The 12,395-nt window shown below is 70.4% G+C and carries 12 protein-coding genes and 1 pseudogene; 10 read left to right on the plus strand and 3 right to left on the minus strand.

All coding sequences use genetic code 11. The features are described 5' to 3' along the window. Positions 1–10: 10 nt before the first annotated feature. From Q8X39_RS04980 to Q8X39_RS05020, 10 genes and pseudogenes are all read left to right on the plus strand, one after another. Positions 11–2,380: a chemotaxis protein CheA gene (locus Q8X39_RS04980; protein WP_305748533.1), complete on the plus strand. Its 2,370-nt coding sequence runs from the start codon at positions 11–13 to the stop codon at positions 2,378–2,380. Between the two features lie 236 nt (positions 2,381–2,616). Then, positions 2,617–3,315: pseudogene (locus tag Q8X39_RS20585) on the plus strand (PAS domain-containing protein); the annotation flags it as partial. Positions 3,316–3,321: 6 nt separating this feature from the next. Next, the gene (locus tag Q8X39_RS20590) at positions 3,322–4,608 is read left to right on the plus strand and encodes a methyl-accepting chemotaxis protein (protein ID WP_455363814.1); all 1,287 of its coding nucleotides are present in this window, start codon (positions 3,322–3,324) and stop codon (positions 4,606–4,608) included. A 10-nt stretch (positions 4,609–4,618) separates the two neighbouring features. Then, entirely contained in the window at positions 4,619–5,170 is a 552-nt protein-coding gene (locus Q8X39_RS04990; RefSeq protein WP_305748535.1) for a chemotaxis protein CheW, read from the plus strand. A gap of 61 nt (positions 5,171–5,231) precedes the next feature. Continuing rightward, positions 5,232–6,107: a CheR family methyltransferase gene (locus tag Q8X39_RS04995; protein WP_305748536.1), complete on the plus strand. Its 876-nt coding sequence runs from the start codon at positions 5,232–5,234 to the stop codon at positions 6,105–6,107. A 64-nt stretch (positions 6,108–6,171) separates the two neighbouring features. Continuing rightward, complete coding sequence (locus Q8X39_RS05000) at positions 6,172–6,783, plus strand: chemotaxis protein CheD (protein ID WP_305748537.1); 612 nt, start codon at positions 6,172–6,174, stop codon at positions 6,781–6,783. Positions 6,784–6,817: 34 nt separating this feature from the next. Further along, entirely contained in the window at positions 6,818–7,882 is a 1,065-nt protein-coding gene (locus tag Q8X39_RS05005) for a protein-glutamate methylesterase/protein-glutamine glutaminase (protein WP_305748538.1), read from the plus strand. Positions 7,883–7,966: 84 nt separating this feature from the next. Beyond that, the gene (locus Q8X39_RS05010) at positions 7,967–8,266 is read left to right on the plus strand and encodes a hypothetical protein (RefSeq protein WP_305748539.1); all 300 of its coding nucleotides are present in this window, start codon (positions 7,967–7,969) and stop codon (positions 8,264–8,266) included. 98 nt (positions 8,267–8,364) lie between these two features. Then, the gene (locus Q8X39_RS05015) at positions 8,365–8,892 is read left to right on the plus strand and encodes an ATPase (RefSeq protein WP_305748540.1); all 528 of its coding nucleotides are present in this window, start codon (positions 8,365–8,367) and stop codon (positions 8,890–8,892) included. After that, positions 8,889–9,110, plus strand: a complete 222-nt coding sequence (locus Q8X39_RS05020; protein ID WP_305748541.1) for a hypothetical protein — start codon at positions 8,889–8,891, stop codon at positions 9,108–9,110. The genes Q8X39_RS05015 and Q8X39_RS05020 overlap by 4 nt, the downstream gene beginning before the upstream one ends. A gap of 42 nt (positions 9,111–9,152) precedes the next feature. Here the strand turns inward: Q8X39_RS05020 and Q8X39_RS05025 are convergent, their stop codons facing one another. The 3 genes from Q8X39_RS05025 to Q8X39_RS05035 form a co-directional block, all read right to left on the minus strand. Beyond that, positions 9,153–10,055 carry a response regulator transcription factor gene (locus tag Q8X39_RS05025; RefSeq protein WP_305748542.1) on the minus strand — a complete coding sequence of 301 codons (903 nt, stop codon included), beginning with the start codon at positions 10,053–10,055 and terminating at the stop codon, positions 9,153–9,155. A gap of 162 nt (positions 10,056–10,217) precedes the next feature. After that, positions 10,218–10,841, minus strand: coding sequence for a BON domain-containing protein (locus Q8X39_RS05030; protein ID WP_305748543.1), 624 nt, complete (start codon positions 10,839–10,841; stop codon positions 10,218–10,220). 188 nt (positions 10,842–11,029) lie between these two features. Continuing rightward, positions 11,030–12,331 carry a PQQ-dependent sugar dehydrogenase gene (locus Q8X39_RS05035; protein ID WP_305748544.1) on the minus strand — a complete coding sequence of 434 codons (1,302 nt, stop codon included), beginning with the start codon at positions 12,329–12,331 and terminating at the stop codon, positions 11,030–11,032. Positions 12,332–12,395: the final 64 nt, after the last annotated feature.

The raw sequence follows: 12,395 nt of genomic DNA on the forward strand, positions 1-12,395 counted from the left end.
GGAACGGATGATGAAGAAAAAGACCCGTGACATCGACCTCGGCTTCGTCGCCGAAGCGCTGCCCTCGTTCATCAACGAGGCCACCGAGCAGGTCGAGCAGATCGAGCAGCTGCTGCTGCAGCTCGAGGAAGATCCCGGTGACCGCGACAAGCTGGACGCGCTCTTCCGCTGCGCCCACACCGTCAAGGGCTCGGCCGGCATCTTCGGCCTGGACCGTGTCGTCGCCTTCACGCACGACGTCGAGACCTTGCTGGACCGCCTGCGCGAAGGCCGCATCGACCTGGACCTGCAGGCCAGCACGCTGCTGCTGCAATGCAATGACCAGATCCGCCTGCTGGTCACGCAGGCCGCCGACGCGCAGTCCGAGACCGACGAGCAGCTGGCCTATCGCCACGAGCTGACCCGGCGCCTGCAGGCACTGCTGGGCGCACCGGCCGAGGCCGCACCGCCTGCGGCCGACGCAGCGCCGACGGGCGCGCCGGCGGTGCCGCGCTGGCACCTGTCGGCCACCTTTGGTCCGGACACCTTCCGCAACGGCATGGACCCGCTGTCGGTGCTGTCCTACCTGGACACGCTGGGCGAGGTGCATGCGATCCGCTGCGACGTCGAGGCCGTGCCGCCGCTGGACCGCATCGACCCGGAAAGCTGCCACGGCGCCTTCCAGTTCTCGTTCGACAGCGAGGCCAGCCGCGAGGAGATCGAGGCCGCCTTCACCTTCGTGCGCGACGACTGCACCGTGCGCCTGATCGCGCCGGGCGCGCCGGTGTCGCACTTCCGGGCCCTGATCGAGGCCATGCCCGATCAGCCGCGCGTGGGCGAGATCCTCGTGGCCATCGGGGCCATCTCGCGGGCCCAGCTCGATGCCGGCCTGGCCGAGCAGGAAGCGGTGCGCGCGGTCGCACCGGGGGCCGTGCCGCGCCTGGGCGACCTGCTGCAGGCCAGCACCGGCATCGATCCGGAGGTCATCAGCGCGGCGGTCAGCAAGCAGCAGGCCGAGGTCCGCAAGCCGGTGCGCGAGTCGCGCGCTGCCGAGCCGGCCGGCCACGCGGGCGACGAACACCGCTACATCCGTGTCCAGGCCGACCGCCTCGATGCGGTCATCAACCTGCTGGGCGAACTGGTCACGGCCGGCGCCGGTGCGGCCATGCTGTCGCGCCAGACCCGCCAGACCAGCCTGGTCGAGGCCCACGTGCACATGGGCCGCCTGATCGAGGAGATCCGCAACGGCACGCTGCAGCTGCGCATGGTCCCGATCGGCGAGACCTTCAGCCGCTTCCGCCGGGTCGTGCGCGACACCGCCGCGCAGCTCGGCAAGGAGGTCGCGCTGGAGATCCTGGGCGGCGAGACCGAGCTGGACAAGTCGATGGTCGAACGCATCGTCGACCCGCTGATGCACCTGGTGCGCAACAGCCTGGACCACGGCCTGGAAAACGCCGAGGAGCGCGTCGCGGCCGGCAAGTCCGGCACCGGCACGCTGATGCTGAGCGCGCGCCACGAGTCCGGCACCATCCTGATCTCGATCGAGGATGACGGCCGCGGCATCTCGCGCGAACGCGTGCTGCAGCGCGCCTGGCAGCGCGGGCTGGTCGAGCCTGGCGTGACACCTTCGGATGCCGAGATCCTCAACCTGATCTTCGCGCCCGGCTTCTCGACCGCCGAGCAGGTCACCAACCTGTCGGGCCGCGGCGTCGGCATGGACGTGGTCAAGCGCAACATCGAGGCGCTGCGCGGCAGCGTCACGGTCCACAGCCTTCCCGGTCGCGGCACCCAGATCCTGATCCGCCTGCCGCTGACGCTGGCCATCATCGACGGCTTCCTGGTCAGCTCGGCGCAGTCGCGCTTCGTGCTGCCGCTGGCTTCGGTGATCGAGGTCATCGAGGGCCGGCGCGAGTGTGTCGACCGCATGGACCGGCTCGACGACGGCGACACGCTCGACAGCGGCCGGCGCTGCGTCGAGCTGCGCGGCGAGATGCTGCCGGTCATCGACCTGCGCACGCTCTACGACCTGGAGGCGCCGCCGGCCGAACTGCCCAGCATCGTCGTGGTGAAGGGCCATTCCGGTCCCTTCGGCATCGCCGTCGATGCGCTGATGGGCCAGCACCAGACCGTCATCAAGCCGCTCGGCCCGATCTTCCGGTCGCTGCGTGGCATCTCCGGTTCCTCGATCCTGGGCAACGGCGAGGTCGCGCTGATCCTCGACGTCCAGTCGCTCGGCCAGCTGGCCGAACGCACGCCGCCGCCACCGCCGCCTGCGTCCGGACGACGACGAGGCGCCAGAACCGACACCGCGACCGCCAACGCCACCGTCAACGCCAACGCCAACGCGACCCCCACCGACACCGACACCGCTCGCACGAACCTCGAAGGACAGACCCCATGAACCCGAACCAAGCCTCCTGGATTGCCCGCCTGTTTGCCGGCTCCGCCCTGCGTGACGCCGCCGCCGAGGTCCAGCGCACCGAGCAGGCCCGGCTCGAGTCCGAGCGTGCGCGTGCCGCCACCGAACGCGAGCGCGCGGCCGCCGAACAGGCCACCGCCGCCGAGAAGGCCGCCCGGGCCGAGCTGGCCGCGCGGCTGGCCGAGGTCGAGTCCGAGCTGAAGGTCCGCACCGACATCATGAACGTCACGAGCATCGTCTCGTGGTCGGACAAGAAGGGCGACATCCTCTCCATCAACGACAAGTTCATGGAGGTCTCGAAGTACGGCCGCAACGAGCTGATCGGGCATCCGCACAACACGACCCGTCACCCGGACATGCCCAAGGAGACCTTCAAGTCGCTGTGGCAGACCATCGGTCGCGGCGAGATCTTCCGCGGCGTCATCAAGAACCGCGCCAAGGACGGCACGCCCTACTACGTCGACGCGGTGGTCGCGCCGATCCTGGGCGCCAACGGCAAGCCCGAGAAGTACCTCGGCGTGCGCTACGACATCACCGAGGTCGAGCTGGAGCGCCACAACGCACGCGGCATCCTCGGCGCGATCGACCTGTCCTACGCCTACATCGAGTTCGACCTGAAGGGCCAGGTGCTCAAGGCCAACGCGAACTTCCTCGGCCTGATGGGCTATCGCGAGGACGAGGTGGTCGGCCGCCACCACCGCATGTTCGTCGAGCCGACCTATGCGGTCTCGCCGTCCTACGAGCAGTTCTGGCGTGACCTCAACGACGGCAAGCCACACAGCGAGGTCTTCAAGCGCATCACCAAGTCGGGCCAGGAGGTCTGGATCCAGGCCGTCTACGCGCCGGTGCGCGACGAGATGGGACGCGTCAACAAGGTCGTCAAGATCGCCACCGACGTGAGCGCCGAGGTCAAGTCGCGCCAGATGCTGACGCTGGCCGTCGAGCAGGCCCAGGAAGTGGCCCAGGCCGCCGGCGCCGGCGACCTGACGCGCCGCATCCCGCTGGAAGGCAAGACCGGTCCGATCGCGGCCCTGTGTGTTGGCGTCAACGCGTTGATGGAGACCACCTCGGTGATCTCCGCCGACGTCGGCCGCGTGCTGGCCGCGCTGGCCAACGGCGACCTGTCGCAGCGCATCACCGCCGACTACGCCGGCACCTTCGGCCAGCTCAAGGCCGATGCCAACGCGACCAGCGAGACGCTCGCGGCCATCATCGAGGACGTCGGCCGGGTCTTCTCCGGCCTGTCCACCGGCGACCTGAGCCAGCGCATCGTGCGCGAGGCGCAGGGCATCTTCGAGCAGGTCAAGCTCGACGCCAACTCGACCAGCGAGAAGCTCGCCGGGATCATCGAGGAGGTGCGCGGCGCGGCCGACCAGCTGACCAGCGCGTCCAGCCAGGTCAGCGCGACGGCCCAGTCGCTGTCGCAGGCGGCCAGCGAGCAGGCCGCCTCGGTCGAGGAGACCACCGCGTCGATCGAGCAGATGTCCGCCTCGATCTCGCAGAACAGCGACAACGCCAAGGTCACCGACGGCATGGCCGCCAAGGCCTCCAAGGAAGCCGAGGAGGGCGGCGAGGCCGTCACGATGACGGTCAAGGCGATGAAGCAGATCGCGGCCAAGATCAGCATCGTCAACGACATCGCCTACCAGACCAACCTGCTGGCGCTGAATGCGGCCATCGAGGCGGCGCGGGCCGGTGAACACGGCAAGGGCTTCGCGGTCGTCGCCGCCGAGGTCCGCAAGCTGGCCGAACGCAGCCAGGAAGCGGCCAAGGAGATCGGCGACCTCGCCTCCAACAGCGTGTCGACCGCCGAGCGCGCCGGCAAGCTGCTCGACGAGATCGTGCCGTCGATCAAGAAGACCTCCGACCTGGTGCAGGAGATCTCGGCCGCTTCCGAGGAACAGAGCTCGTCGGTGACGCAGATCGGCGGCGCGATGGGCCAGCTCAGCAAGGCCACGCAGCAGAACGCGTCGGCCTCCGAGGAACTGGCCGCGACCAGCGAGGAGCTGTCCGGCCAGGCCGAGCAGCTGCAGCAGGCGATCTCCTTCTTCCACGTCGGCGGTGGCGATGCCGGCCGCCGCACGGTGGTCGACTTCGACGGCGGCCAGCGTCGCCGCAGTGCCCCGGCGGCCAGCGCCCGGCCGGCAGTGGCCAGTCCTTCGGCGCGTGGCACCGGCACCCTCGGCGCCGCGAACTTCCGGCCTTACTGAGGAGACCGGCATGACGGCCGCTCCCTCTCCTGTCACGGCCGATGCGGCGGGGTCCGATGACCTCGATCCGGCCGCCTCGCAGTTCCTGACCTTCTGGCTCGGCGAGCGCGTCTTCGCCGTCGGCATCGAGGCGGTGCGCGAGATCATCCAGTACGGCCAGATGACGCTGGTGCCGCGCACGCCTAGCTTCGTGCGCGGCGTGATCAACCTGCGCGGCTCGGTCGTGCCGGTGATCGACCTGCAGGCCCGGCTCGGCCGCGGCCGGGCCGAGGTCGGCGAGAAGACCTGCATCGTGATCTTCGAGGCCCATCGCCAGACCAGCCACCAGGTCGAGCGCGTCGAGCTTGGCCTGATGGTCGATGCGGTCAGCGAGGTCATCGACATCGACGCCGCCCAGGTCGAGCCCGCACCGCCCTTCGGCAGTGCCGTCGGCCGCGAGTTCATCCGCGGCGTGGTGCGTCGCCAGGAGCGCTTCATCACGCTGCTGGAGACCGGCCACGCGCTCGACATCGAGGCACTGGCGACCCTGTGCGACCAGGAACAGGAGCGGCTGGCGGCCTGATCGCCGGACGCTCCTGCCTGCGCCCCATGCACCCCACGAGCCTTCCCACGCAAGCCCAGCCATGAGCCTTGACCTCAGCCATCCCCCGGTGCTCGGCGCCTTGCCGCCGCAGCCGACCGTCGACGACTTCTCCGACCGCACCTTCGGCCGCATCACCGCGCTGATGTACGAGACGGTCGGCCTGTCGATGAACGAGACCAAGAAGTCGCTGGTGGCCTCGCGCCTGGCCCCGCGCATCCAGCGCCTGGGCCTGCGCGGCTACGACGACTACCTCGCGCTGCTGCTCGACGAGCACGAGGCGGCCGAGTTCCAGATGGCGGTCGACCTGCTGACCACCAACGAGACCTACTTCTTCCGCGAACCGCACCACTTCGAGCTGCTCGAGAAGGAGCTGATCGCGCGCCACAGCCGCGCCCCGCTGGCGCTGTGGAGCGCGGCCTCGTCCTTCGGCGACGAGGCCTACAGCACCGCGATGCTGCTGACCGAGCTGCAGAAGTCCGGCCAGATCGGGCCGGACTGGAGCATCCTCGCCACCGACATCAGCCACCGCGTGCTGCTGTCGGCCAAGGAAGGCGTCTACCCGGTCGACCGGCTGCGCCATGTCAGCCCGGAGCGCCTGAAACGCCATTGCCTGCGTGGCGACGGGCCGGCCGAGGGCCAGGTGATGGTCAAGGAAGAGGTCCGCTCGCGCGTGCGGTTCGGCCAGCTCAACCTGTGCCGCCCGATCACCGGCATCGGCCCCTTCGACATCGTCTTCCTGCGCAACGTGCTGATCTACTTCGATGCCGAGACCAAGCGCGCGGTGATCGACCGCGTGGCCGCGACCATCAAGCCCGGCGGCATCCTCTTCATGGGCACCGCCGAAGGCCGCGCCCATGCCGAGTCCGGGCTGGAGCCGCTGGTGCCCGGCGCCTTCCGCAAGCCGGTCAAGCGCTGAGATCGCCGACCCCGCCGAGCCCACCGAGCCCCATGCGTCCACCGAGTCCACCGAGCCATCCCGCATGCCAGCCCTGACCGCACCCGCCAGCCTGGCCGACGTCTTCCCGCCGCCGCGCGTGCACCTGCTCAATCCGGGTGACGTGGTGGTGGCCGCGAGCGGCAACCGTCTGGACACGCTGCTGGGCTCGTGCGTCGCGGTCACGCTGGTCGACCCGCGCGGCACGATCGGCGCGATGTGCCACATCGTGCATGCCAGCGACAGCGACGCGCGTCGCGCGCCCGACACCCACCATGCCCGCGATGCGCTGCAGGCCATGGCCGATGGCCTGCTGGCGCGCGGCATCGCGCCGCGCCTGTGCCTGGCGCGGGTCTACGGTGGCGCGAACATGTTCCCGGGCCACTACCCGAGCCGCTACCCGAGTCATTCCCCGGGCCACGACCCGTGCCCGGCGCGTGCCGGCAACGGTGAAGGCCCGCACGTCCCTCAGCAGGTCCAGCAGCACGTCGGCCAGCGCAACGTCGCTCGGGTGCTCGAACTGCTGGCGGCCGGCGGCATCCGCGTCGTCGAGCAGTCGGTCGGCGGCAACGGCTACCGCAAGCTCAGCTGGCGCATCGGCCTGGACCTGCCGCAGTGCACGGTGGTCGATGCCGCCGCCCCTTCCGATCCCGCCTGAGCCACCGCCTCAGGCCCAACGTCCGCGAGTTCCCATGCCGTCCATCCAGGTCTATGTGGTCGACGATTCGGCCGTCGTGCGACAGACCGTCGCGCATCTGCTCGCCGGCCTGGCCGACATCGAGCTGATCGGCAGCGCGCCCAATCCGCTGATCGCCGCCGAGGCGCTGCGGCGGCTCAGGCCCGACGTGCTGCTGCTCGACATCGAGATGCCCGGCATGGACGGCCTGACCTTCCTGCGCCAGCTCATGGCGAGCAACCCGATCCCGACGGTGATCTGCTCGACGCTGACCAACGAGGGCGGCAAGGTCGCGCTCGAGGCGCTGGCCGCCGGCGCGGTCGCCGTGCTGGGCAAGCCCAAGCTCGGCCTCAAGCAGCACCTGCAGGACAGCCGGCTGGAGCTGATCCAGACCCTCAAGGCGGCGGCCCGTTCCAAGCCGCGCCGACGCAGCGCCGAATGCGCGGCCAGCGAGCCGACGCCCTCGCCGCTGCGCAGCGGCACGGCCGCTGGCGTGCATGCGCTGGCGATCAACAAGCCCGTGGTGATCGGCAGTTCGACCGGCGGCACCCAGGCCATCGAGTGGGTGTTGCGGCAGATGCCGGCCGATGCGCCGGGCATCGCCATCACGCAGCACATGCCGGAGAAGTTCACCGCGCTGTATGCGCAGCGGCTGGACGGCCTGTGCGCGATCAACGTGCGCGAGGCCCGCGACGGCGACCGCCTTGAACGCGGCGTCGCGCTGATCGCACCGGGCGGCAAGCACATGCAGTTGCGCAAGGCCGGCGGCCAGTACTACGCGGTCGTCAGCGACGGGCCGCCGGTCAACCGCCACAAGCCCTCGGTCGACGTGCTGTTCCGCTCGGTGGCCGAATGCGCCGGCCGCAACGCGCTGGGCATCATCATGACCGGCATGGGCGACGACGGCGCGCGCGGCATGCTGCAGATGCACGACACCGGCGCGCGCACCGTGGCGCAGAACGAGGAGACCTGCGTGGTCTTCGGCATGCCCAAGGAAGCGATCAAGCTGCACGCGGTCGACGACATCCTGCCGCTGGAGGCCATCGGCCGGGCCATCCTGCAGTTCGACGCGCGGGCCTGAACGGCCACTGGGCCGGACACAGCCACGGGCCCTGCCAGGTTGCATCCGTCATCGGCGGCTGCGCTGGCGCAACGCACCGGCAGCGTGCCCGTCGCACACTGGGCCCAGGGCCGAAGGGTCGGCCTGATGTGCCTGGCGCGCCTGTTGCGCCTGATGTGCCTGGCGCGCCCGATGAGCTGGATGTCCGCGATGTTCCGAGTCCTGTCCTCCCTGCTGTTCGCCAGCCCGCTGGCACGGGCCGCCACGCCCGAGACCGGCAGCAACTGCCTCGCCCTGCTCGGCGGCCGCCTCGACGCCCGCTGGGGCATCCCGCTGGCCATCGTGGCCGGCGCGCTGGTGGCCTGGGGGCTGGTGGTGGTGGTGAGGCGCTTGCTGAAGGGCTGATGTACCTGCCAGGCCCGCCTGGCCTGCAGGCGGGGCCCGTCTAACATCTTGACCAGGCACTGTCGCCGGGTTGCGCTGAACCGATGGTTCGGCCGGAGATGCTGAGCGTGGAACGCAAGGTCATCATCATCGCGGGACCGAACGGGGCTGGGAAAACCACCTTCGCGCGGGAGTTCCTGCCCCATGAAGCCGGGTGTCCGGTCTTCCTCAACGCCGACCTGATCGCTGCCGGTCTCGCGCCCTTCGCACCGGAACAGGCTGCTCTCCAGGCCGGCCGGGTGATGCTGCAGGAGCTGGATCGACACTTCGCCCAGGGTGTCAGCTTTGCCTTCGAGACGACCCTGTCGGGCCGTGGTTACCTGTCGCATGTGCAGGCCTGGCAGCGTGCTGGCTACAAGGTCAAGCTGATATTTCTGCGGCTGGACAGTGCCGAAGAGGCGATCGCACGGGTCGCGCAGCGCGTGAGGCAAGGCGGACATCACATCCCGGCCGATGTGATTCGTCGACGGTTCCGCACCGGCCTGAGCAACTTCGAGAGCCTCTATTCGCCCCTGGTCGATGCCTGGGTCCTCTACGACAATGCTGGAACCGTGCCGGTGCTTCTGGACTGGAACGAGAAGCCATGAACCCTCACACCATCGACACCGCACGCGACGATGACCTGCGACTGTCCATGCCTGCCATGCAGCGGGCTGCGCGGCGGGCGTTGGAGTTGGCGCGGCAATCGGGAACGGCCATCGTCGTGACTCGCCAGGGCGTGATCGAGACCATCTATCCGCCGCCCGTCGGGACAGGGGCCGTGGCAGCAGGGGAACCCGGCGCGAGCTACGGCGATGTCACCTGAGGGTGTGCGCACCACGCGGCCGCGTGGCGACCGGCCAGAGGCTCAGTACAACGTCTCGACCGCCGCATCGAAGCGGTAGCCCGCGCCGCGCTCGGTCACGATCAGGGTGGGGTGGAAGGGGTCGGCCTCGATCTTGCGGCGCAGCCGCAGCACCTGGACGTCGACCGTGCGGTCGTAGACCTCGGCGTTGTGCAGGCGCGAGAGCGTCAGCAGCTGGTCGCGGCTGAGCACGCGCTGCGGCGCGCTGCAGAAGGCCAGCAGCAGGCTGAACTCGCCATTGCTCAGTTCGAGCCTGCGGCCGTCCGGCGCGTTCAGGCGGCGGGTGCGCAGGTTCAGCTCCCAGCCGGCGAAGCGGCAGGCGCGGCGCGGGTCCTCGCGGACCGCCACCGCGCCGTTGGCCGTGGGCGTTGCCGCGCTGGCCACGGTGGCCGCCAGCAGCGCGCCGGCCGGCGGCTGCGCGCGGCGCAGCACGGCGCGGATGCGCGCGAGCAGCTCGCGCGGGCTGAAAGGCTTGGTGATGTAGTCGTCGGCGCCCAGCTCCAGGCCCATCACGCGGTCGGCTTCCTCGGCCAGGCCGGTCAGCAGCACGATGGGCAGGGTGGGCACGCGCTCGCGCAGCTGGCGGGCCAGGTGCAGGCCGTCCTCGCCGGGCAGGCGCAGGTCCAGCACGACCAGGTCGATCGCGTCGCGGTCGAACTGGCTCATCATCGACCGGCCGTCGGCGACCGCGCTGACGCGCAGGCCGTGCTCGCCGAGGTAGTCCTGCAGCAGCTGGCGCAACGACGGGTCGTCGTCGACGACGAGGATGTGCGCGCTGCCTGCCGCTGCGGTGGTCTCGCGGGGGCTTGCGGACGGCTCTGACGGACGCTCGTCCGTCGGCGGCCTGATCGGCGCCAGGCCCGTGTTCATCGAGGTCGTCGCGGATCGGGGCAGGGTAGTGTTCACGCGGGGTACTCCGCCTGTCGCCCGTGATCCGGGACCGCATCTGGGCTCAGGCGAGGCCAATGTAGCCGTCCCGGGCTCGACCCCGCTGCAATCCCGGGCTTGCGACATGAAGCAGGCCGCCGCCGGCCGCGGACCGGACGGACCGGTCCGTGGCCTGGCCCGTCATTCGCTGGCCCACGAACGGAAGCTGGTCTGCACCTGGGTCACGCCGGCGACCTGGCGGGCGGCCTGGTAGACCGCCTGTTCGTCGGCGGCCGAGGCCAGCCAGCCGCTCAGGCTGACGCGGCCATCGCTGGCTCGCACCATCAGCTCGGTGTTCTTCTGCTCGAAGGCACCGGACTGGATCAGTGCCTGGCGGACCTTGGCGGCCAGCGCGTCATCGGACGGGATGCCCGTGCTCATCGGGCCTGCGGCGGTCGGGGCGCTGTACAGCTCGGGGTCGGCCAGGCCGACGCGGTAGTCCGGTTCGGTCGACCAGGCGCGCAGCCGCGTCGACACCGATTGCACGCCGTCGACCTGGCGGGCGATCTGGCTGGCCGGTGCGACATCGTCGGCGTGCGAGACCCAGCCGCTGATCTGGACGCGGCCCTGATCGGCCGTGATCGTGAGGTCGGTCTGGGCGTCCTGGAAGGGCGCGGCGGCCAGCACGGCGGCTTGCACCTTGTTGGCCAGTGCGCGGTCGGCGTCGGTGTTGCCGACGACGCCACCGGCCTGGGCGGCTCCGGTAGCGACCAGGCTGGTCAGCAGGGCGGCGGCAGCGGCGACTCGTTGGAAACGCGTGTTCATGATGGGTGTCCTTGCAGGTCAGTGGGGGTCCGCAGGCTGTGTCCGTCTGCGGTGAGTCCAATGTCCGTTCGGCGCGTTACCCGCCGGCTGCAAGGCCCGCAGCAGCGGTTGCGTCTGCAACCGTGCCGTCATGACCGATGTCACCGTGTCACCCTTGATGTCACGCGACGCGTCGCCACGCGGGTGTGTCAGGCCCCGGTCACGCGCCAGATCACGTTGCCGACGTCATCGGCGACCAGCAGCGAATGGCCGTCCGTGCCGATCGTCACGCCGACCGGGCGGCCCCAGGACTCGCTCTCGTCGGGCGCCAGGAAGCCCGACAGGATGTCGCGCGGCGCGCCAGCGGGCTTGCCGTCGACGAAGGGCACGAAGATGACCTTGTAGCCACTCAGCGTGCTGCGATTCCACGAGCCGTGCTGGCCGATCACCATGCCGTCCGGATAGCCCGGCAGCGTGCCCGCCGGCATCCAGCACAGGCCCAGCGAGGCGGTGTGGCCGCCCAGCGCGTAGTCGGGCTGGATCGCGCTGGCCACGCGGGCGGCGTTCTGCGGCACGCGGTCGTCGACGGTCCGGCCCCAGTAGCAGTACGGCCAGCCGTAGAAGCCGCCCTCGCGCACGGAGGTCAGGTAGTCCGGCGGCGTCTCGTCGCCAAGGCCGTCGCGTTCGTTGACGACGGTCCAGAGCGCGCCGGTGACCGGCTCCCAGGCCAGGCCGACGGGGTTGCGCAGGCCCTCGGCAAAGAGCCGCGTCTGGCCGCTCTGGCGATCGTGTTCCCAGATGCAGGCGCGGCCTTCCTCGGCTGGCAGGCCGTCGTCGCCGATGTTGCTGAGCGAGCCCACGCCGATGTAGAGGCGCCGGCCGTCCGGGCTGGGCAGGACGCTGCGGGTCCAGTGGCCGCCCTGCTTGAAGCTCGCGAGCGTCGTGCCGGGCGCGTCGATGCGGGTCTGGCCGTCCTGGTAGGGGAAGGCGACCAGGCCGTCGGTGTTGCCGACGTAGAAGGTGCCGTCCAGCAGCGCCATGCCGAAGGGCTGGCGGAGGTCCTTCAGGAAGGTGTGCTGCACCTCGGCCACGCCGTCGCCATCGGCATCGCGCAGCAGCGTGATGCGGTTGGCGCTCTGGCCGGTGGCGGCCGCGCGGGCCATGGTGCTGACCATCGCGTAGTCGAACAGCGAGTTGATCGTGCCGGGCAGGAAGCAGGCCTCGGCCACCGTCACGTCGCCGTTGGGCAGCACCAGCATCCAGCGCGGATGGTCCAGGCCGCTTGCAAAGGCGTTGACCTGCAGGCCGGCGGCGGCGACCGGCTTCGTGCCCGGTGCCCAGCCGCGCGCGGTCGGCATCTTCAGGGTCGGCAGGATGCCTTGCGGGCGGGCCTGCGGGATGCTGGGCTGCGGCCCCATCGCCTGGCGTTCGACGGTGCCTTGCCGGCGCCGCCAGCGGATCGCGACGTGGCCGAGTCCGGCGACGACCTGCGACATCAGTTGGGTGAACACGCCTGGGCCTTGCATGGATGGGTCTCCTGTAGAAGGCGCGGATGGTAAGCAGGCCCGATGACCG

The organism is Leptothrix discophora, assembly GCF_030705305.1.
In the GTDB taxonomy this organism is placed as follows: Bacteria; Pseudomonadota; Gammaproteobacteria; order Burkholderiales; family Burkholderiaceae_C; genus Sphaerotilus; species Sphaerotilus discophorus.